The sequence below is a fragment of the Pseudomonas sp. JR33AA genome (genome assembly GCF_021378985.1).
Lineage (GTDB): Bacteria > Pseudomonadota > Gammaproteobacteria > Pseudomonadales > Pseudomonadaceae > Aquipseudomonas > Aquipseudomonas alloputida.
In genome coordinates this window covers 38,716-58,238 of record NZ_JAJSAW010000024.1, presented here as the reverse complement: position 1 = coordinate 58,238, position 19,523 = coordinate 38,716, and the positions used below count along the sequence as shown (strand labels likewise).

Below are 19,523 nucleotides of genomic sequence, written 5' to 3'. Positions count from 1 at the left end.
ATCGGCGCCTGCATCGTGAATGAATGTCTGCTTGATGTGAAAGCGCACAACCCAAAGCCCAAAGCCCAAAGCCCAAAGCCCAAAGCCCAAAGCCCAAAGCTTTAGCGCCGGTTCTGATATGGGGCCTCAGCGCTTGACGGGCATCCATGCCCGTCATCTCCCTGCGTAATGCCTCCATTCGGCCTCCTGAAGTCGCAATCTGCGTCGCCTGAACTACCGCGCGCTTAGAAGCAAGATCAAAAGCGAAAAACGAAAAGCGCTCAGCGCCGCACCTGCTTGAGGGTCTCGGCAATCAGGAACGCCAACTCCAGTGACTGATCGGCATTCATCCGCGGATCACAATGGGTGTGATACCGGTCAGACAACGCATCCTCGGTAATCGGCCGGGCACCGCCGATGCATTCGGTGACGTTCTGCCCAGTCATCTCGATATGGATACCGCCGGCATGGCTGCCCTCGGCCTGGTGTACCTGGAAGAACTGCTTCACCTCATCCAGAATCTGCGCAAAATCGCGGGTCTTGTAACCGCTGCTGGCCTTGATGGTGTTGCCGTGCATCGGGTCGGAACTCCACAGCACCTTGCGCCCCTCGCGCTCGACTGTGCGGATCAGCCCCGGCAAGTGGTCGCCAACCTTGCCCGCGCCCATGCGCACGATCAGGTTCAGGCGCCCCGGGTCGTTGGCCGGGTTGAGCGTGTCGATCAGGCGGATCAGCTCTTCGGGGTTCATGCTCGGGCCGACCTTGACCCCGATCGGGTTGTGCACGCCCCGCAGGAACTCGACATGGGCCCCATCGAGCTGGCGGGTACGGTCGCCGATCCACAGCATGTGCGCCGAGCAGTCGTAGTAGTCGCCGGTCAGGCTGTCCTGGCGCACGAAGGCTTCTTCATAGTTCAGCAGCAATGCTTCGTGGGCCGTGAAGAAGCTGGTTTCGCGCAGTTGCGGCGCACTGTCCAGGCCACAGGCACGCATGAACGCCAGGGTTTCATCGATGCGATTGGCCAGCTGGTGGTACTTGTCGGCCAGCGCCGAGTTGGCGATGAAATCCAGGTTCCACTTGTGCACCTGGTGCAGGTCGGCAAACCCGCCCTGGGCGAACGCGCGCAGCAGGTTGAGGCTGGCGGTGGCCTGGTGGTAGGCCTGCAGCAGGCGCTCTGGGTCCGGAATCCGGCTTTTGGCGTCGAAACCGATGCCGTTGACGATGTCGCCGCGGTAGGCGGGGAGGGTGATGTCGCCGATCGTTTCGTCGCCAGATGAGCGCGGTTTGGCGAACTGCCCGGCCATACGCCCCACTTTCACCACCGGGCAGCCGGCGGCAAAGGTCATGACAATGGCCATTTGCAGCAGCACCTTGAAGGTGTCGCGGATTTTTGCAGCCGAAAACTCGGCGAAGCTCTCGGCGCAATCGCCGCCCTGAAGCAGGAAGGCACGGCCTTCGGTGACTTCGGCGAACTGCCGGCGCAGCTCGCGCGCCTCTCCCGCGAACACCAGCGGCGGGTAGCTGGCCAGGGTCTGTTCAACCTTCAGCAGGTGCGCGGCATCGGGGTAGGTCGGTTGCTGCTGGATCGGCAGGGCACGCCAGCTGTCAGGGCTCCACGGTTGGTTCATCTTGGGCTCGGTCTTGTCGGTTGTAGGCTATGGGCCATGGTAACAGTTGGCGCTGCGCTTGTTGCATCAAGGGTGTTGGCGGACAATGCGCGTTTTTGCGCAGGTGGGTGGTGGACATGACGGCGGAACGGCAAGAGCGGCTGCTGGCACGGGTGGAGGATGCTTTTGGCGTCATCAGCGTGTACGAAGTAGACGACTACCGCTTTCTGGAATTCGGCGATGCGATCGAGCAGAGCTGCGTGTTCACCGCCGACCCCAGCTGGCTGGAGTACGACTACACCCGCGCCATGCTGGTGGGGGCGCTGTGCCACGAACTGCCGGAGAGTGCTTTGTTTCTGGGCCTGGGCGCCGGCACGCTGACCCAGGCCTGCATGAAGTTCCTGCCGCTGGAAGACATCGAGGCCATCGAGCTGCGCCCGGATGTGCCGCGCCTGGCCATGGATTACCTGGGCCTGGACGACGACCCGCGGCTGTATGTGCGCATCGGCGATGCCCTGGAGCTGCTGCCCACGGCAGAGAAGGCCGACCTGCTGTTCGTTGACTTGTACACCGACCACGGTCCCGGGGTCGGGCACCTGGCGTGGAACTTTCTGGAGAACTGCCAGCAACACCTGAACCCGGGTGGCTGGCTGGTGATCAACCAGTGGGCCACCGACGATGGCAGGCCGCTGGGCGCGGCGTTGTTGCGCGGGTTGTACCACCGGCATTACTGGGAACTGCCCGTGAAGGAGGGCAACGTGATTCTGCTGGTGCCGGCAGACCTGGAGCAGTCATTGGACATGGACGGTTTGAGCGCCCGGGCCGAGGCGTTGGCGCCGCGTCTGGGGTACAGCCTCGATGGGCTGATCCGCGCAATTCGGCCGGCTACTTGAACGGTTGGCGCGCTCTAGTACCGAGCGCGCCGGGCTTCAGGGGATTATCGATTCAGCCTGTCGTGCTTGATGGCCCGATACTGGCCCCGCCTCCGTGAAAATTTTCCTCACGTACGCGACTATTTCAGGTATAGTACGCGCCGGTCTTTTAGCGGACCTCAAAATCAGGTGGTGCAAATCCTCCGAGTCCAGCTTCGGCTGCGCGTCCGCTAGGCGGACCTTCCCAAGTTTTCTTTTTCAATCGTTTTCGCAAATCCCCGCCGCCAAAGCTGCCTGGGTGACCTGACGGTCTTTCAAGGCATGTGCAGCTTTGGAGCATGGGTCTTTGCGGATGCACCTAGAGGCAGACCCATGACCCAGGAAACCGGCGGCTTCGCCGCTCTCGATCTTAACCCGAACATTGTTGCTGCCGTTGTGGCTACCGGCTACGAAGAGCCGTCCGCCATTCAGCAACAATCGATCCCGATCATCCTCGCCGGTCACGACATGATCGGCCAGGCGCAGACTGGCACCGGCAAAACCGCTGCCTTCGCCCTGCCGATCCTGAACAAGATCGATGTGAGCAAGCGCGAACCGCAAGCCCTGATCCTGGCGCCAACCCGTGAGTTGGCGCTGCAAGTTGCTACCGCTTTCGAAACCTACGCCAAGCAGATGCCGGGCGTGAACGTTGTCGCCGTCTACGGTGGTGCCCCGATGGGCCCACAGCTGCGTGCGATCCGCAATGGCGCACAAATCGTCGTGGCCACCCCGGGCCGTCTGTGCGACCACCTGCGTCGTGACGAAAAAGTCTTGTCGACCGTACAGTACCTGGTACTGGACGAAGCCGACGAGATGCTGAAGCTGGGCTTCATGGACGACCTCGAAGTGATCTTCGACGCAATCCCGGCTACCCGTCAGACCGTACTGTTCTCCGCAACCCTGCCGTCGTCGATCCGTTCGATCGCCGAACGTCACCTGCGTGAACCCAAGCACGTCAAGATCCAGACCAAGACCCAGACCGTAACCGCGATCGACCAGGCCCACCTGATGGTCCATGCCGACCAGAAGATCCCGGCTGTGCTGCGTCTGCTGGAAGTGGAAGAGTTCGATGCGCTGATCGCCTTCGTGCGTACCAAGCAAGCCACCCTGGACCTGGCCGCCGCGCTGGAAGCCAAGGGCTACAAGGCTGCTGCACTGAACGGCGATATCGCCCAGAACCAGCGTGAGCGCGTGATCGACTCGCTCAAGGATGGCCGCCTGGACATCGTCGTCGCCACCGACGTCGCTGCCCGTGGCCTGGACGTACCGCGCATCACTCACGTATTCAACGTTGACATGCCGTACGACCCGGAGTCCTACGTACACCGTATCGGCCGTACTGGCCGTGCCGGTCGCGATGGCCGTGCACTGTTGCTGGTTACCCCGCGCGAGCGCCGCATGCTGCAGGTGATCGAGCGTGTTACCGGGCAGAAGGTTGCCGAAGCGCGCCTGCCGAATGCCCAGGCCGTGCTGGACGCCCGCATCAAGAAGCTGACCTCGAGCCTGGCGCCGCTGGTAGCCGAAGCAGAAGCCACCCACGGCGAGCTGTTCGACCGTCTGACCACTGACCTGGGTTGCAGCGCGCGTGCCCTGGCTTCGGCCCTGCTGCGCAAGGCCACCAATGGCCAGGCGTTGGACCTGGCAGCGGTAGAGCGTGAACAGCCGCTGGTGCCGAGCTTTGCCCCGCGTGGTGAGCGTACCGAGCGCGGTGAGCGTAGCGAGCGTCCGGACCGTGGTGATCGTGAGCGCCGTGCGCCGCTGCCGTTGGCCGAAGGCCGCGTGCGCTGCCGTACCGCCCTGGGTGCCCGTGATGGCATCGCTGCCAAGAACCTGCTGGGGGCGATCCTCAACGAAGGTGGCCTGGCGCGTGACGCTATCGGCCGCATCCAGGTGCGCGACAGCTTCAGCCTGGTCGAGCTGCCGGAAGACGGCCTCGAGAAGCTGTTGTCCAAGCTCAAGGACACCCGCGTGGCTGGCAAGCAGTTGAAACTGCGTCGCTACCGCGAGGATTGATCCTGGCGTAATGAAAAATCCCCGGCTTAGGTTGGGGATTTTTTTTGCCTGTACCGGCCCTTTCGCGGGCAGGCCCGCGAAGAAGCCCTTCAGTCGAACCGATAGATGTCCATCCCCAGCGCGCCCAGGGTAAACCCCTGATGCACCACGCCAAACGTGCTCCCGGCCCCGAGGGCAAAGAACAGCGGCAGCAAATGCTCATCACTGGGATGGTTACGCACCGCAAACGGCGCTTGCTGCCGGTAATCCAGCAACGCCGCCTGGTCATCCTCCTGCAGCCGGTTTACCACCCAATCCCTGAACGCCAGCGCCCACGGCTCGATCACATCCGGCCCTGCATGCCAGTCCAGCTCACCCAGGTTGTGGGTAATGCTGCCTGAACCCATCAGCAGTACATCCTCGGCACGCAACCCTGCCAAGGCCTGGCCCACCTTCACCTGCAGTGCCGGCCCCATCTGGCTGGGCAGTGAAACCTGCACCACGGGGATGCTCGCATCCGGGTACATCAGCAGCAGTGGTACCCAGGCGCCATGGTCGAATGGGCGTTGCATGTCCAGCCGCGCGGGTAACCCCGCAGCCGTCAACCGCTCGCAAACCTGGCCAGCAAGCCCGGGCTCGCCCGGCGCCGGGTACTGCACCGCATACAGGGCCGGTGGGAAGCCGTAGAAGTCATGCCAGGTTTCGGGCTGTGCGCTGCCGGTGACCAGCAGCTCGGGGCTTTCCCAGTGTGCCGACACCACCACGATCGCTTTTGGCCGTGGCAGCGCGTTGGCCAACCCGGATAGCGCCGGCCCGCTGGCGCCGGGTTGCAGGGCAAGCATGGGGGAACCATGGGAAATGAACAGGCTGGGCAGCATGGCGGGATCCTGGAGGTTAAGATGCAACCATCATCGATTAACTACAGATCGAAATCCAAACCAAGTTTTACCGACAAATCATCTAAAAATCGGGAGTGATCATGGAACCAGCGTTCTGGCAGCAGCGGTGGGCCGATAACCAGATTGGCTTTCACCAGGCGCAGGTGAACCCCTATCTGCAGACGTATTGGCCACAGCTGCAGTTGGCGCCGGGCAGCCGGGTGTTGGTGCCGTTGTGCGGCAAGAGCCTGGACCTGGCCTGGCTGGCCGGGCAGGGCCATCGCGTATTGGGCGTGGAGCTGTCGCGGCGGGCGGTGGAGGATTTTTTCCGTGAGCACGGGCTTGAGGCCGAGGTGCGGCAGCAGGGCGCATTCGAGGTCTGGCGCAGTGGCGATGTGCAGCTGTGGTGTGGTGACTTCTTTGCCTTGCGGGTAGAGGATGTGGCTGACTGCGTGGGGCTGTATGACCGGGCGGCGGTGATTGCGCTGCCGGTGCAGATGCGTGCGCGGTATATGCAGCTGTTGTCGGATTTGCTGCCGGCAGACTGCCGTGGGTTGGTGGTGACGCTAGAGTATGACCAGTCGTTGTTGGCCGGGCCGCCGTTTTCGGTAAGCGATGAAGAGCTCAGGCAGGGGTTTGCGAGGTGGCAGGTGGAGCAGCTGGAGGTTGTGGAGGTGATCGAGGAGAGCCCGAAGTTTGTGCAGGCCGGGGCATCGAGTGTGTTGGAGCGGGTGTACCGGCTCAGCCGATAAGCATGTAGGGCAGGCTGGCCCCGACCCATGTGGGACGGGACACTGAAATAAAAAAGGGCGACCGAAGTCGCCCTTTGTTTTCTAAGGTGGATCAGCCGCGGCGGCGCAGGGCCTCGATGCGGTCTTCCAGCGGTGGGTGGCTCATCAGCAAGCCAGCCAGGCCGTGCTTGAGGCCGCCATTGATGCCGAAGGCCTTCATGGTGTCAGGCATGTGCACCGGCAGGCCTTGTTCCACGCGCAGGCGCTGCAGGGCGCCGATCATTGCGGCAGTGCCGGCCAGTTGCGCACCGGCTTCGTCGGCGCGGAATTCGCGGCGGCGCGAGAACCACATCACGATCATGCTGGCCAGGATACCCAGGATCAGCTCGGCAACGATGGTTGCCACATAGTAGGCAATGCCTTGGCCCTCTTCGTTCTTGAAGATAACCTTGTCGACAAAGTTGCCGATGATGCGTGCAAAGAACATGACGAAGGTGTTCACCACGCCCTGCACCAGCGCCAGGGTGACCATGTCGCCGTTGGCAACGTGGCCGATTTCGTGGGCCAGTACCGCACGCACTTCATCAGGCGAGAAGCGCTCCAGCAGGCCCTGGGATACCGCGACCAGCGCGTCGTTGCGGTTCCAGCCGGTGGCGAAGGCGTTGGCCTCGTAAGCCGGGAAGATACCCACCTCGGGCATTTTGATGCCCGCTTCGCGGGACAGCTCCTCGACCGTTTGCAGCAGCCACTGCTCGTGGCGGGTACGCGGCTGGCTGATGATCTGGGTGCCGGTGGTCATCTTCGCCATCCACTTGGAGATGAACAGCGAGACGAGGGAGCCGGCAAAGCCGAACACGGCGCAGAACACCAGCAGGCTGCTGAGGTTCAGGTCGACCCCGTTGGCGGCCATGAACCCGTTGAAACCGAACAGGCTCAGGGTAATGCTTGCAACCAGCACCACCGCGAGGTTGGTGGCTACAAACAACAGAATGCGCATCATGGTTGTTACGTTCTCCAGACGGATGAGTTGTCGCTTACTGCGGGGTATATAAGGGGCATGCCGCGCCGATTCAATCGGGGGACTATTTCAAACTGTGTACGGCGGAGTATGGCAGAGGATGGCGTGGGGGCTGTGGGATAGAGCGTTGCAGGATGTAAGAAACATGCGGCTTGGGGGTTGCGTCAAGGGCGCTGGGTGTTTGCCGCAAGTGGGGTGGCGCCTGTGAGATCGAGCGCCGCCCGCGCGGCGCTTCGCGGGTAAACCCGCTCCTACGTTTGTTTCGGGCCAATAATGCCTGTGGGATTTGCGCGCGAACGCCCTGGCGCATGGCTCGATATCGCGTCATACCAACAAGGCGGTCGCGCGCGCCTGGCACAGGACGGACTGGCCCGAAACAAACGTAGGAGCGGGTTTACCCGCGAAGCGCCGCGCGGGCGGCGCTCGATCTACGCCCCACAATCAACCTTTCGTCGAACCCCTCGTCGCCCCCCCGTCGAACCCCTCGTCGTCGCCCCCCGGCGCCCCCCGGCGCTCCATCGAACCCTACTGCGAATACCCCTTCAGGAAATTGCCAATCCGGCCAATTGCCGCTTCAAGGTCATCCACCCGCGGCAAGGTCACCACGCGGAAGTGGTCCGGCCACGGCCAGTTGAACGCCGTCCCTTGCACGATCAGCAGCTTCTCCGACAGCAGCAGGTCAAGGGCGAACTTCTCGTCGTTGAGGATCGGGCACACCTTCGGGTCGATCCGCGGGAACGCATACAGCGCGCCCATCGGCTTCACGCAGCTGACACCGGGGATGTCGTTGAGCAGTTCGTAGGTGCGGTTGCGCTGCTCCAGCAGGCGGCCCGGTGGCAGCACCAGGTCGTTGATGCTCTGGTAGCCGCCCAATGCGGTCTGGATGGCATGCTGGGCCGGCACGTTGGCGCACAGGCGCATGTTGGCCAGCATGTCGATGCCTTCGATGTAGCTGTGTGCGTGGTGCTTGGGCCCGGAGATGATCAGCCAGCCGGAGCGGAAACCCGCCACCCGGTACGATTTGGACAAGCCGTTGAAGGTCAGGCACAGCAGGTCCGGAGCCAGCGAGGCGGTGCTGATGTGCACGGCTTCGTCGTACAGGATCTTGTCGTAGATCTCGTCGGAGAACACCACCAGGTTGTGCTGGCGCGCCAGCTCCAGCATGCCCAGCAGCAGCTCTTTGGAGTAGACGGCGCCGGTCGGGTTGTTCGGGTTGATGATCACCAGCGCCTTGGTGTTCGGGGTGATCTTGGCCTTGATGTCCTCAAGGTCAGGGAACCAGTCGGCCTGCTCGTCGCACAGGTAGTGCACCGGCTTGCCGCCGGCCAGGCTCACGGCGGCCGTCCACAGTGGGTAGTCGGGGGCCGGGATCAGCACTTCGTCGCCGTTGTTGAGCAGCGCCTGCATCGACATGACGATCAGCTCGGACACACCATTACCCAGGTAGATGTCCTCGATGGTGACGCCTTCGATTTCCTTCTGCTGGCAGTACTGCATCACCGCCTTGCGGGCGCTGAACAGGCCTTTGGAGTCGCTGTAGCCCTGTGCGGTGGGCAGGTTGCGAATCACATCCTGCAGGATTTCATCAGGCGCCTCGAAGCCAAACGGCGCCGGGTTGCCGATGTTCAGCTTGAGGATGCGGTGGCCTTCCTCCTCCAGGCGTTTGGCGTGCTTGAGCACTGGGCCGCGAATGTCGTAGCAGACATTGGCGAGCTTGTTCGATTTGCTGAACTGCATGATGGGATCCCGATTGAGAAAACGCGCTACGCCCCGCCGAAAGGTTTGAAAGGGCAGGAAGCGGGTGCCAGACTGAACGCCTGGCACACGAAGCCAACTAATATACGTGCCACCCGCGCCCCGGAAAAGACGGTGTGGGGTGAAATTCAGCCTGCCGAGGTCCCTACATGAAAAAGATCGAAAAAACCCTGGACGAATGGCGGTCGATGCTCGACCCCGAGCAGTATCAGGTTTGCCGCCTCAAGGGCACCGAACGGCCATTCAGCGGCAAGTACAACAGCGAGCGCCGCGACGGCATCTACCACTGCATATGTTGCGGCCTGGCGCTGTTCGACGCGCAGACCAAGTTCGACGCTGGCTGCGGCTGGCCGAGCTTCTACGCGCCGATCGAGGACAGTGCGATGATCGAGATCCGCGACACGTCCCACGGCATGATCCGCACCGAGATCACCTGTGCCCGTTGCGATGCGCACCTGGGGCATGTGTTCCCAGACGGCCCGCCACCGACCGGCCTGCGCTACTGCATCAACTCGGTGTGCATCGACCTTCGTCCGCGCGACTGACCGGAGCCCGATCATGGCTGCAACGATGCTGAGCATTCCCTGCGTGACCCTGGGCGGCGAGCACAAGACGCTGGGCGATTTCCCGGGCAAGGCGCTGTTGGTGGTCAATACCGCCAGCCAGTGCGGTTTTACCCCGCAGTACAAGGGCCTGGAACGACTGTGGCAGGCCTACCGCGACCGTGGCCTGGTGGTACTGGGCTTTCCGTGCAACCAGTTTGGCAAACAGGAACCTGGCGATGCGCGGGAAATTGCGCAGTTCTGCGAGCGCAATTTCGGCGTGAGTTTTCCGTTGTTTCGCAAGGTCGAGGTCAACGGCCCAGGCGCTCACCCTCTGTTCGTCGAACTCAAGCAACGCGCGCCAGGGATTTTGGGTAGCCAGAAGATCAAGTGGAACTTCACCAAGTTTCTGGTCGACCCGGCCAGTGGCCAGGTCAAGCGCTATGCCCCCTCCACCAAGCCACAGGCCCTGGAGGCGGACATCGAGCGTTTGCTCAGCCGCTGAAGGGCACCCAGTGGTCGACCAGGGCCAGTAGCTCTTCGCGGCGGAATGGCTTGGCCAGGTAGTCGTTCATGCCCGCCGCCCGGCAGCGTTCGCGCTCTTCGGGCATGGCGTTGGCGGTGAGGGCGACAATTGGCAACTCGGGCCAGCGGCCGCTTTGGCGGATACGCCGGCTGGCCTCGTAGCCGTCCATCACCGGCATGTTGCAGTCCATCAGCACCAGGTCGAATGCCTCACGCTCCAGCAGCTCAAGGGCCTCCGCACCCTGGGTGGCCAGTTGCACCTGGCAGCCGAGCTTGGCCAGCATGCCCTTGGCCACCAGTTGATTCACCGGGTTGTCCTCCACCAGCAGAATCCTTGCACGGCCTTGTTCCTGGGTAATGGTCGGGATGGCCAGCGGGTGTTCGGGCTCATGGCCTTGCAAGGTGCGGCGCAGGGTCTGGTACAGGGCCTTGCGTGCCAATGGTCGGGCCAGCTGGTGCAGCGGGGCCAAGGCCAAGGACTGCTCATTGGGCAGGAAGTTGCCGTAGGCAGTCACCAGCAGAATCGGGGTTTTCAATGCCGGGCGCAGTTCGAACAGGTGCTCGATGTCGTCGGTGATCAACAGGTCGATCACTGCGGCATCCAGCGTGGCGCAACTGTCATGGCGCTGGTAAGTCAGGCCCCAGGCGGGCAGCAAGTGCTGCAAAAGTTCATTGAGGCCGCTGCCGGCTGCGCTCAGTGCCGCCACGCGGCCGAGCAAGGGCGCTGGCGGTATGGCTTCGGTGTGCACGGTCAACGGCAACTCGGCGGTAAAACAGCTGCCAAAGCCCGGCTCGGAGCGAATGTGCAGGTGGCCCTGCATGGCTTTGCACAGGTTGTGCGTCAGCGTCAGGCCCAGGCCGGTGCCGCCGTACTGGCGGGTGATGCCGGCACCGGCCTGGGTGAACGGCTGGAAGATGCGCGCCTGGGCGTCCTCGGGGATGCCGATGCCGGTATCCCGTACCTCAAGACGCACGCCACCGGCAGTGGCCTCCAAGCGCACATCGACACGGCCAAAGCGGGTGAACTTCAGCGCGTTGGACAGCAGGTTGCTGACGATCTGCCGCACGCGTGTGGGGTCGCCGAGCACGCTGCTGGGGAAGTCGCTGGCGATCAGGCAGGTCAGCTCGACGCTTTGCGCGGTGTTCTGCGACAGCAGGTTGGCGGTGTCTTCCACCATCGAGCCCATGTCGAAGGCAATGCGCTCCAGTTCCAGCTGGCCGGCATCGAACTTGGACAAGTCGAGAATATCGTTCAGCAGCTCTACCAGCACCTTGCCCGAGTCATGGGCGATAGCCAGTTGCTGGCGTTGCTCGCTGGGCAGCGGGTTGTCCAGCGCCAGGGCGATCATGCCGAGCAGGCCGTTGAGCGGGGTGCGGATTTCGTGGCTCATGTTGGCCAGGAAGGCGGCGCGGGCCTGGGCCATGTCCAACGCGCGGCTGCGGGCTTGTTCCAGCTCCTGGTTGGACAGGCTCAGGCTGTTGTTGCTTGCCTTGAGCTCATTGGTGCGCGCCGACACGATGTCTTCCAGCTCGTTCAGGTACTGGGTCAGACGGTTTTCCGCGGTGCGCCGCTGTTCGATCTCGGTGGCCATGCTGACGAACTGCTGGTTGGCGACCTTCACCAGCACGCCGATCTCGTCATGCTCGTGTCCGTGTGGGCATTCCAGGCGCGTTTGCCGGGGTTTGCGCGGGTCGCTGCCGCTGAGCGCGCCGATCACCGTCACCAGCGGTTTGGTCAGCATCATGTAGAACAGCGCCAGCAGCAAGCCGGTGAGCACCAGGCTGCGGGCGAAGCCATTGAGCAGGGTGATACCGGCACGGCCGAGGAAGCGGCTGCCGAAGGCGAAGGTGTCGATGTCCAGGTACAGGGTGCCCAGGTATTGCTCTGGCATGTGGGTCAGGTACAGCCGCTCCTTGAACTGGCGTTGCTCGCCGAACAGGAAGTCGCTGAGCGGCCGGTAGCGGTCCTGCAGCTTTGGCCGCTCGACATCGGCCAGTACCGTTTCGTTGTTGTCTATCAGCCGTGCGCCGATGACAGCCGGCGACTGCAGCAGGCCGCGGGTCAGCTCCTGCGCCAGTTCCGAGTCGATGTTGTAGGCGATGCGCGAGGCCGGGTTGTGGCTGATTTGCAGCAACGCGTTCACTTCACGGTTGATGGACGCGTCTTCGCTGGCATAATCGATGCCGATCTGGATGAGACTGAGCAATGTTCCCAGGATGAAGCCGACCAGGACTGTCAACCGGGCTTGCTTGTATGACAGGCGATTGGTGAACTTGATATCCATGAGTCCCGAGCCGGTTTCACGTTCCTTGCGCTGCGCAAGCATAGCCGATCAATCCCGGCTACTGGTGGGTCTGTCTGTTCATTTCAGTTGATCGCAAAGCAGCCCCCAAAAACTGAGATTGTTAGGAGTCGTCATGGACGCTCGCTTGATCGCTTTTCTGGACCGCGCCGAATCGGTACTGGCGCGCCTTGAACCCCTGTTGCCGGCACAACGCCCGCACATCGACTGGGGCACCACCCTGGCCGCGCGCTGGCAGCGCGATGGCCGCAGCGGCTACCTGCTGCCGCTGGACGTCAGCCTGGACATCCGCCTGACCGACCTGATCGGCGTCGACAAGCAGCGAGACCAACTGGGCCGCAACACCCACCAGTTCATCAACGGCCTGCCGGCCAACCACGCACTGCTGTGGGGCTCGCGCGGTACCGGCAAGTCGTCGCTGGTACGTGCCCTGCTGGCCGAGCACGCCAGCGCCGGCCTGCGCCTGATCGAAATCGAACGTGACCACCTGGCCGACCTGCCACGGGTGGTCGAGCAACTGCAGAAGCTGCCGCAACGCTTCATCCTGTTCTGCGATGACCTGTCGTTCGAAGCCGGGGAGGGCGACTACCGGGTGCTCAAGAGCGTGCTCGACGGCTCGCTGGAGCAGGCCCCGGACAACGTGCTGCTGTACGCCACCTCCAACCGCCGCCACCTGGTGCCCGAGAAGGAAAGCGACAACGAGAACTGGAAGCGTGTGGACGGCGAGTTGCACCCCAGCGAAGCGGTGGAGGACAAGATTGCCCTGTCTGACCGTTTTGGCCTGTGGCTGTCGTTCTACCCGTTCACCCAGGATCACTTCCTGAACGTTGTCGAGCACTGGATTGGCCAGTTGGCGCAACCTGCTGGCCTTGCCTGGCAGCGCACCGAAGAGCTCGACATTCTCGCCGTGCGCTGGGCCACCGGCCGCGGTAACCGTAATGGCCGTTGTGCCTATCAGTTCGCCCGCTACTGGGTCGGGCTGCAATTGCTGGAGCAAAAGTAAATGATCGACCTCAATGCCAGTGGCGCAGGCCTCGACGGCTATAACCTGCTGGCGGCGCAAGTGCAGGCGCTGTTCGCCGATGAGCGCGACTTCATCGCCAACGCCGCGCAGTTTTCCGCGTTTCTGTACAACCAGGTGGACGACCTGAACTGGGCGGGGTTCTACCTCAACCGCAACGAGGAGCTGGTGCTGGGCCCGTTCCAGGGCCAGGTGGCGTGTGTGCGCATTCCGTTTGGCAAGGGCGTGTGCGGTGCGGCGGCGTCAACGCGGCAGACCCAGCGGGTGGAGGATGTGCATGCGTTCCCGGGGCACATTGCTTGTGACAGCGCGTCCAACAGCGAGCTGGTGATCCCGCTGGTGAAGGAGGGCAGGTTGATTGGCGTGCTGGATCTGGATAGCCCGAAGGTCGGGCGGTTCAGCGAGGCGGACCAGCTGGGGCTGGAGCGGTTGGTGGCGATCTTTCTGGCGTTGACTGACTGCTGATCGATGTTGCCTGTGCCGGCCTCTTCGCGGGTAAACCCGCTCCTACAGGTATCAATGCCTTTGTAGGGGCGGGTTTACCCGCGAATACGGTGGCGGCGGCAACGATGAATGACCAGGGATATTGGCCAGCAGCCCCGGCCCTTTCGCCGGTACAGGCTAACCCATCAGTCGTAGATCACCTTCTTCTTCCAGGTCTCTTCCTCATCGGTCTTGAGCCCATCGGTCAATTCGTTGTGCTCGTCTTCTGCCGGGGCCATGCGGTCCAGCACCTGGGCATTGGCCCGGGCCAACAGCTTCTCAAGATACGTCAGCTGCTCTTCATACACCTTCGGCTCCGGCTGCTTGCGCAAATACTGCACACCGCGCTCGAAGGCCAGGCGCGCCTGGCCAGGCTGGCCTTTCTGCAGGGCCTGCTGGCCGAGGTTGTTGAAGAATTCGATATGCAGCAACACCAGGATGTGGCGGATTTCCTTGACCCAATGCTTGGCTTCGGGAGCAGGCAAGAAGCCCTCATGGGCAGCGCGGGTCACCTGATTGTGCAGCGCCTCCAGCAGGAAGCGTACGTCCTTGGCCTTGATCTCGGTGTGGATCGGGTTAGGTGGGTTGTTGACCGGGATCTTGTCGCCCAGGGCAATCAGCCCTTCCAGTTCGGCGATGCGCGCCTTGAATTCGGCATTGTGCTTGTCCACCGCCAGCAGGCGCTGATTGAGGTTCAGCTCCAGGCGGGTCAGCAGCAGTTTGAGGGCCGGGGTCATGAACTGGCCGGGGAACGTCTCGGTGATCTCGCCGCAGCGGCGCAGGCGGTCGGCCAGCTCGATCTTCATCCGGGCGCGCTCAAGCTTGCCATTCTCGACCACATTGTTGAGGTAGCCGATCACGATCAGCAACGCGATGCCCGCAACGATGAGCAGGGTGATCAGAAGTGGTGTCACCGTTAATGCCTCATGAATAGGTTTGCATGATTGAGTGTAGGAGCGAGCTTGCTCGCGAGAGGCCCTGACAGCCATTCTCTTTTTCTATCGGCAAACTGTGCCATGACTGGATGCTGGCACATTAATGCTGACTTGACGCCAGAAAATCAACGCCAAACCCTTGCAGGCTTGTCGAAACAGCGCTGGGTGTACCCGGAAGTCATTGATTTAAATAAATTTCTACAAAGGGGTTGACGACCCTTCGAACCATCCATAGAATGCGCGCCACTTGCAGCGTAAAGCACACAGCGAAACGCGGCAGGGAGTGAAAGCAGGCAGTAATGCCAGCAGCGTGTCCCCTTCGTCTAGTGGCCTAGGACACCGCCCTTTCACGGCGGTAACAGGGGTTCGAGTCCCCTAGGGGACGCCAAATTGCGGGAATAGCTCAGTTGGTAGAGCACGACCTTGCCAAGGTCGGGGTCGCGAGTTCGAGTCTCGTTTCCCGCTCCAGTTTCTCCGGCACTGCTTAACGGCGGGGCAGGAAAAGAAAACCCAGGCTGAATCGTGAGGTTCATATTCTGGTGCACTGAAAAGTGTTGTGTGTCCCCTTCGTCTAGTGGCCTAGGACACCGCCCTTTCACGGCGGTAACAGGGGTTCGAGTCCCCTAGGGGACGCCATTTGCGGGAATAGCTCAGTTGGTAGAGCACGACCTTGCCAAGGTCGGGGTCGCGAGTTCGAGTCTCGTTTCCCGCTCCAGTTTAAATACTGTGGCGTCTATGCGGTGCAGTGGTGGTGAAGGTCGTCAAGGCGCTTCACGCCGAAAGCGGTAAAGTTTCACAATGCGGGAATAGCTCAGTTGGTAGAGCACGACCTTGCCAAGGTCGGGGTCGCGAGTTCGAGTCTCGTTTCCCGCTCCAAATACAGGTTTACACGGTGAATCAAACTTTGTGAATCTTCGAAAAAAGACGCTTAGGCGTCTTTTTTCGTTTCTGCGTCATTTGTTTTTATCGTTACACCGGCCGCAGGGTATTCGCCCTGCGGCCTTTTTTTGCGCGTTATTTGTAGCTTACGGTAAAGGTCAGCCCCCCCTCGGCCAAGCCCGGGGTTACCACCGGTGCGCTCTGGTAGTAGCGCGCCTGGAAGTCCAGCTGGGTGATGCCAATGCTCACTGGCTTGACCAGTTCCTCAGATTGCAGTGGCATGGGCGTTCCATCGCTACGCAGCAGCTGGATTTCAACCCCGGCGGCATCGGAACCGCCACCCAGGCTAAAGCGTCCCTCGGCTGGAACGGTCGGCACCGAGCCATTGGCACCATCCAGTTCGATGTATACATTCGCTGGCGCGGGGTTGGGGGCGTTGGCATCTTCGCAGTCGCTGAGCGTTATATGGAAGGGAACGGCCGGGGTTGCGGGGCCTACCCCTTTGAAGTCGGCAAGGGTGTAATCGCCCAGTCTCACCGGGTCGGCGCTTACTGCATCGGATTTCAGCGAACACTGCGCCTGGTTCACCGTGGCGCTCACGCGGTACTCCATTACCTTGCCCAGGTTATGCAGGAACCCATGAAACATCTCGCCGTTGACGCGTTGGGGGCCGGGTGCGATTGGCCCGGTCTTGATGAACCAGGCATTGCCGCTGATAGCCGACACCACGACGTTGAAAGGCTGGTTTCGCATGGTCCCTGAGTAGGGGATAGCAGGGGAGGTGCCAGCATCTGGGACGAAGGAGTTGTTGGCCACGCCGTTGAATGGGAAACCAAGCTCCATGTACACGCCAACTCCGGGAATATTGGTTTCCATGACGTGGCCATTGATGTCCTTGCCACCCAGGGGGGGCAAGGTGCCAGAGAAGATTGGCGCGGTGTTGGGCAGCCTTGCCGTGGGCGGGCTGGCGGGGTTCCACACGCAAGAGACCGTGGCGCCTTCGTTGTTGTTCCTGGTCATCGAGCTGGTACCGATCACGGTACCGATTGCGGCATCGCGGGGTACCCAGAATGCCCCCATGTCACGTTCGAAGGTCATGTAGCTGCTGCCTGTCTGGAACGTACAATTGGCGTAAGCGTTGCCAGAAAGCAGGCCCAGGGTCAAACAGCAGGCGGTCCGCCGCAAGCTGCGTTCGATGTTGAAGGTGAACGCGGTCATCAGAGTATGTCCTGGGTATTGTCGCCGGGCAGCAGGGGCTGGCTGCTGGCCACGGGCAGTTGGCAGTGCAGGGTTTGCAGACGGTAGCCACCCTCTTGTGCGAGTGCTTGCGGGTCGATGTTCAGTGTGCAGGTGTTATCGCTGGCCTCGCCCCACACCACGCGTATCGCTTGCGGACCTGTGGTGCGGGTAGACACCAGCGCCTGGCCGGCCTGGCCGACCACACCCAGGCTCTGGTCATCGGCATCGAGTACCTGGGCGCCAAACGGCACGGGTTGGCCATTGGCCTGCCGCAGGGTCAGCACCAGGCGGGCCACATGCTCGGTTTCGTAGCTGGCCTTGACCACTGCGCCGCGGCGCGGCACCACTTGCTGGCTGGCATTGTCAATCACCACTTCCGGCGACAGGTCGTCGGTTTGCAGTACCAGTGAATTCAACCGATAGGGGCGCAGGTACGGCACCAGTGCATACCCTTGGGCATTGGTGCGCGCCGAGGGGGTGTTCTGTACGCCGACGCCGGCCACGTCGGGCACGTGCACCAGGGCCATGGTTTCGCCCAGGTGGCTGCCAAACGCCACGCCGTCGCCATGCAGCATCACGGCGCCGCTGGCGTTCACCGACATGCTGCGGTAGTCGTTGCCTTCGTTGTAGCCCATGCCGACATTGGCCTGGCTGCCTTGGTAGTTGATAGACAGCCCACCGCTATTGCGCCCCTGGCCGTCGTTGGCCAGCGAGGTGCTGTAGGTAAGCTGGTTGTCCAGCAAGCCGCCGCTGAGGCTAGCGCGTTCACTGGTCTGGCCATTGTCGTTGCGCACGTCGAAACTGGCCTGTTGCTGGCGGCCGAAGTCCAGCGGCATGCTCAAGGTCAGGCCGAACATGCGGCTGTCATCGTTTTTCGAGTCCAGCGCCTGCGAGGCAAACAGGTTGACCGCGACCTTGCCCAGGCGGGTGGTGTATTGCAACTGGTACTGGCGGCGCTGGTTGCTGGTTTGCCAGTAGGTGTCCTGAGAAAAGGTCAGGTTGAGTGCGCTTCGGTCACCGACGCTCTGGTACACCGACGCTTCCAGGCGGCTGCGGCGGTTGCCAAGGTAGCTGCTGGCGTTACTACGTTGCCGCACGGCTTCGTCGAAGTCGCGGTAGCCCTCGGTCGAGTAGCGATAACCGGCGAAGCGCAGGCTGGTGCGGCTCTGGAAGCTTTTGCCGTAGCGCAAGGCAAAGCTGTGACCCTGAGCCTCACCCAGTGTGGCGCCCAGGTCGCTGGAGGAACGGGTGACATCGAACGACAGCGCGCCTAGCTGGCCGATGTCGCGGGCCAAGCCCAGCACGCCGGCGTTGTAGTACTCGCTGGAAAGCACACCACCGTACAGGGTGGTGTCCCAGGCGCCGCCGCGGGCCAGGGTGGCCTGCCAGAACAGCGGGTCGTCGAGTTGTTCGGCGCCGTCGTAGCGGCCCACGGTTGCGCTGTAGCGCCACACACCTTCGCGCAACAGGCTGCCCATGCTCGAGTAGGGTTGTGTGAACCGGCGGATCTGGCCATCGGCTTCGGTGATGACCACTTCCAGCTCGCCATGGCCAGAGCCCACGCTGAGGTCGTCGATGGCGTAAGGGCCGGGCGCTACGTAGCTGGAATAGATGGGGTAGCCATTGTGCAGGATTTCTACCTTGGCGCGGCTCTGGGCCACCCCGCGGATCACTGGCGCGTAATGCTGCATTGCATCGGGCAGCATGCCTGTGTCGGACGCCACCTGCGCGCCTGTGAAGCGCACGCTGCGGAACATGTCGCTGTTGGTGAAGGTTTCGCCCAGGGTGAGGTTGGCCTGCAGGCCAGGCAGGTCGCGCTGCGCGAACGTGTCGCTACGGGTCCAGCGGCGTGTCCCGTCGGCCTCCTCGCGCAGTGCCTGCTTGCTGCGCAAGCGCCAGGGCCCCAGGTTAAGGCCGCTGTTCAGGTACAGGTCCTGGCTGCTGCGGCTGTGGCCATCGCGCTGGCTGCTGTGCTGGGCCGAAGCCTGGTAACTGATGAAGGCGGCGTTGATGCCGTTGCTCCAGCGGGCCTCGGGCACGCTGCCCGAACGGTCCTGGCGCAGGGCGATCTGCGGGATCGACAGCGACAGGTGCAACTGTGCGGGGTCGAAATTGGCACTGGCGTGTGGTGCCAGCTGCGCCAGGTCCACGCAGCTGTCGTCGTCTGGCAGAGGTGTTTCCAAGGCCTGCTCGCGCAGGTCGAGGGTGCGTAACAGTTCGGCCGTCAGGCAGGGCTGCAACCCTTTTCCATTCGGGCCCTCGATGAAATCGATGTCCTGCTCGGGCAGGGGGCTGAGGTTGAGCGAGACCTGCACCCGGTAGTGTCCCGGCGGCAAGAGTGCCTGCGCGGCCAGGTTTTGCAGCGCCAGGGCACCGGCTTCGGCGGACTGGCCGGGGGCCTGGCGCATGAAACCGGGCTGGAAGGCGATGTCGGCCTGGTCGGCCACGGCAGGGTGGGCAAGGGCCAACGCCAGGCAGCCGCCAAGCAGTGGCGGCAGCGGGGCGAGGCGCGGGCGCAACGGCAATAGCCTGCGCCGTTCGAGCTGGAGCATGAGCGTGTCCTGGGCGGCGCCGACGGACGATGCACTGTGGGCTCGTGGCTGGCGCCTGAAGCGAATGACGGGGCGTGAAAGCAGCTGTTGCTGCCGGGTCACGTTGAAAAGGCGGGGGCAGGTTAGAGGGCTGTCAGGGCTGGGGATGTAGGAAAAGGCTTTTGATTTGTTGG

At 62.6% G+C, this 19,523-nt stretch carries 14 protein-coding genes, 5 tRNA genes and 1 pseudogene; 12 read left to right on the top strand and 8 right to left on the bottom strand.

The window, feature by feature from the left end; translation table 11 throughout:
- Positions 1–260: 260 nt before the first annotated feature.
- Positions 261–1,607 carry a class II 3-deoxy-7-phosphoheptulonate synthase gene (locus tag LVS58_RS23655; RefSeq protein WP_003247094.1) on the bottom strand — a complete coding sequence of 449 codons (1,347 nt, stop codon included), beginning with the start codon at positions 1,605–1,607 and terminating at the stop codon, positions 261–263.
- 116 nt (positions 1,608–1,723) lie between these two features.
- Between LVS58_RS23655 and LVS58_RS23650 the strand changes: the two genes are divergently transcribed.
- Together LVS58_RS23650 and LVS58_RS23645 are read left to right on the top strand one after the other, a co-directional pair.
- Complete coding sequence (locus LVS58_RS23650; protein ID WP_233693061.1) at positions 1,724–2,479, top strand: spermidine synthase; 756 nt, start codon at positions 1,724–1,726, stop codon at positions 2,477–2,479.
- Between the two features lie 317 nt (positions 2,480–2,796).
- A pseudogene (locus tag LVS58_RS23645) lies at positions 2,797–4,510 on the top strand (DEAD/DEAH box helicase).
- A gap of 89 nt (positions 4,511–4,599) precedes the next feature.
- Here the strand turns inward: LVS58_RS23645 and LVS58_RS23640 are convergent.
- Positions 4,600–5,367, bottom strand: coding sequence for a DODA-type extradiol aromatic ring-opening family dioxygenase (locus tag LVS58_RS23640; RefSeq protein ID WP_233693060.1), 768 nt, complete (start codon positions 5,365–5,367; stop codon positions 4,600–4,602).
- 101 nt (positions 5,368–5,468) lie between these two features.
- Here LVS58_RS23640 and LVS58_RS23635 point away from each other — a divergent pair, with 101 nt between their 5' ends.
- The gene (locus tag LVS58_RS23635; RefSeq protein ID WP_233693059.1) at positions 5,469–6,119 is read left to right on the top strand and encodes a thiopurine S-methyltransferase; all 651 of its coding nucleotides are present in this window, start codon (positions 5,469–5,471) and stop codon (positions 6,117–6,119) included.
- Positions 6,120–6,210: 91 nt separating this feature from the next.
- Here LVS58_RS23635 and htpX read toward each other — a convergent pair whose 3' ends face one another.
- Together htpX and LVS58_RS23625 are read right to left on the bottom strand one after the other, a co-directional pair.
- On the bottom strand, positions 6,211–7,098 hold the full coding sequence (htpX, locus tag LVS58_RS23630; RefSeq protein WP_233693058.1) for a protease HtpX: 888 nt from the start codon (positions 7,096–7,098) through the stop codon (positions 6,211–6,213).
- 543 nt (positions 7,099–7,641) lie between these two features.
- The gene (locus tag LVS58_RS23625; RefSeq protein ID WP_003247100.1) at positions 7,642–8,853 is read right to left on the bottom strand and encodes a pyridoxal phosphate-dependent aminotransferase; all 1,212 of its coding nucleotides are present in this window, start codon (positions 8,851–8,853) and stop codon (positions 7,642–7,644) included.
- A 167-nt stretch (positions 8,854–9,020) separates the two neighbouring features.
- Here LVS58_RS23625 and msrB point away from each other — a divergent pair, with 167 nt between their 5' ends.
- Both msrB and LVS58_RS23615 read left to right on the top strand, forming a co-directional pair.
- A complete protein-coding gene (msrB, locus tag LVS58_RS23620; RefSeq protein WP_233693057.1) occupies positions 9,021–9,416 on the top strand; it encodes a peptide-methionine (R)-S-oxide reductase MsrB in 396 nt (131 codons plus the stop codon).
- Between the two features lie 13 nt (positions 9,417–9,429).
- A complete protein-coding gene (locus tag LVS58_RS23615; RefSeq protein WP_233693056.1) occupies positions 9,430–9,918 on the top strand; it encodes a glutathione peroxidase in 489 nt (162 codons plus the stop codon).
- On the opposite strand, the gene LVS58_RS23610 is transcribed toward LVS58_RS23615, so the two are convergent.
- Complete coding sequence (locus LVS58_RS23610; RefSeq protein ID WP_233693055.1) at positions 9,908–12,265, bottom strand: hybrid sensor histidine kinase/response regulator; 2,358 nt, start codon at positions 12,263–12,265, stop codon at positions 9,908–9,910. The genes LVS58_RS23615 and LVS58_RS23610 overlap by 11 nt on opposite strands.
- A 91-nt stretch (positions 12,266–12,356) precedes the next feature.
- On the opposite strand from LVS58_RS23610, the gene LVS58_RS23605 reads away from it, so the two are divergent.
- The gene (locus tag LVS58_RS23605) at positions 12,357–13,244 is read left to right on the top strand and encodes an ATP-binding protein (protein WP_233693054.1); all 888 of its coding nucleotides are present in this window, start codon (positions 12,357–12,359) and stop codon (positions 13,242–13,244) included.
- Positions 13,245–13,727 (top strand): GAF domain-containing protein, encoded by a 483-nt coding sequence (locus LVS58_RS23600; protein ID WP_233693053.1) that lies wholly within the window; start codon positions 13,245–13,247, stop codon positions 13,725–13,727.
- Positions 13,728–13,891: 164 nt separating this feature from the next.
- Here the strand turns inward: LVS58_RS23600 and LVS58_RS23595 are convergent, their stop codons facing one another.
- On the bottom strand, positions 13,892–14,659 hold the full coding sequence (locus LVS58_RS23595) for a hypothetical protein (RefSeq protein ID WP_233693052.1): 768 nt from the start codon (positions 14,657–14,659) through the stop codon (positions 13,892–13,894).
- A gap of 333 nt (positions 14,660–14,992) precedes the next feature.
- Between LVS58_RS23595 and LVS58_RS23590 the strand changes: the two genes are divergently transcribed.
- The 5 genes from LVS58_RS23590 (at position 14,993) to LVS58_RS23570 (ending at position 15,556) form a co-directional block, all read left to right on the top strand.
- Positions 14,993–15,068 (top strand) — tRNA-Glu (locus LVS58_RS23590).
- A gap of 4 nt (positions 15,069–15,072) precedes the next feature.
- Positions 15,073–15,148 (top strand) — tRNA-Gly (locus tag LVS58_RS23585).
- Between the two features lie 92 nt (positions 15,149–15,240).
- Positions 15,241–15,316: transfer RNA gene (locus LVS58_RS23580), tRNA-Glu, on the top strand.
- Between the two features lie 3 nt (positions 15,317–15,319).
- Positions 15,320–15,395, top strand: a tRNA-Gly gene (locus LVS58_RS23575).
- An 85-nt stretch (positions 15,396–15,480) separates the two neighbouring features.
- Positions 15,481–15,556: transfer RNA gene (locus LVS58_RS23570), tRNA-Gly, on the top strand.
- Between the two features lie 138 nt (positions 15,557–15,694).
- Here the strand turns inward: LVS58_RS23570 and LVS58_RS23565 are convergent.
- Together LVS58_RS23565 and LVS58_RS23560 are read right to left on the bottom strand one after the other, a co-directional pair.
- Positions 15,695–16,777: a fimbrial protein gene (locus LVS58_RS23565; protein WP_233693051.1), complete on the bottom strand. Its 1,083-nt coding sequence runs from the start codon at positions 16,775–16,777 to the stop codon at positions 15,695–15,697.
- A complete protein-coding gene (locus LVS58_RS23560; RefSeq protein ID WP_233693050.1) occupies positions 16,777–19,350 on the bottom strand; it encodes a fimbria/pilus outer membrane usher protein in 2,574 nt (857 codons plus the stop codon). Before LVS58_RS23560 ends, LVS58_RS23565 begins: the two co-directional genes overlap by 1 nt.
- Positions 19,351–19,523 lie beyond the last annotated feature (173 nt).

Excerpts from the sequence above, each read along its gene's own strand:
- LVS58_RS23650 (WP_233693061.1), top strand. The coding sequence starts at position 1,724 with ATGACGGCGGAACGGCAAGAGCGGCTGCTGGCACGGGTGGAGGATGCT.
- LVS58_RS23600 (WP_233693053.1), top strand. The coding sequence starts at position 13,245 with ATGATCGACCTCAATGCCAGTGGCGCAGGCCTCGACGGCTATAACCTG.
- LVS58_RS23640 (WP_233693060.1), bottom strand. The coding sequence starts at position 5,367 with ATGCTGCCCAGCCTGTTCATTTCCCATGGTTCCCCCATGCTTGCCCTG.
- LVS58_RS23655 (WP_003247094.1), bottom strand. The coding sequence starts at position 1,607 with ATGAACCAACCGTGGAGCCCTGACAGCTGGCGTGCCCTGCCGATCCAG.
- LVS58_RS23610 (WP_233693055.1), bottom strand. The coding sequence starts at position 12,265 with ATGCTTGCGCAGCGCAAGGAACGTGAAACCGGCTCGGGACTCATGGAT.
- msrB (WP_233693057.1), top strand. The coding sequence starts at position 9,021 with ATGAAAAAGATCGAAAAAACCCTGGACGAATGGCGGTCGATGCTCGAC.
- LVS58_RS23615 (WP_233693056.1), top strand. The coding sequence starts at position 9,430 with ATGGCTGCAACGATGCTGAGCATTCCCTGCGTGACCCTGGGCGGCGAG.
- LVS58_RS23565 (WP_233693051.1), bottom strand. The coding sequence starts at position 16,777 with ATGACCGCGTTCACCTTCAACATCGAACGCAGCTTGCGGCGGACCGCC.
- LVS58_RS23625 (WP_003247100.1), bottom strand. The coding sequence starts at position 8,853 with ATGCAGTTCAGCAAATCGAACAAGCTCGCCAATGTCTGCTACGACATT.
- LVS58_RS23605 (WP_233693054.1), top strand. The coding sequence starts at position 12,357 with ATGGACGCTCGCTTGATCGCTTTTCTGGACCGCGCCGAATCGGTACTG.
- LVS58_RS23560 (WP_233693050.1), bottom strand. The coding sequence starts at position 19,350 with ATGCTCCAGCTCGAACGGCGCAGGCTATTGCCGTTGCGCCCGCGCCTC.
- htpX (WP_233693058.1), bottom strand. The coding sequence starts at position 7,098 with ATGATGCGCATTCTGTTGTTTGTAGCCACCAACCTCGCGGTGGTGCTG.
- LVS58_RS23635 (WP_233693059.1), top strand. The coding sequence starts at position 5,469 with ATGGAACCAGCGTTCTGGCAGCAGCGGTGGGCCGATAACCAGATTGGC.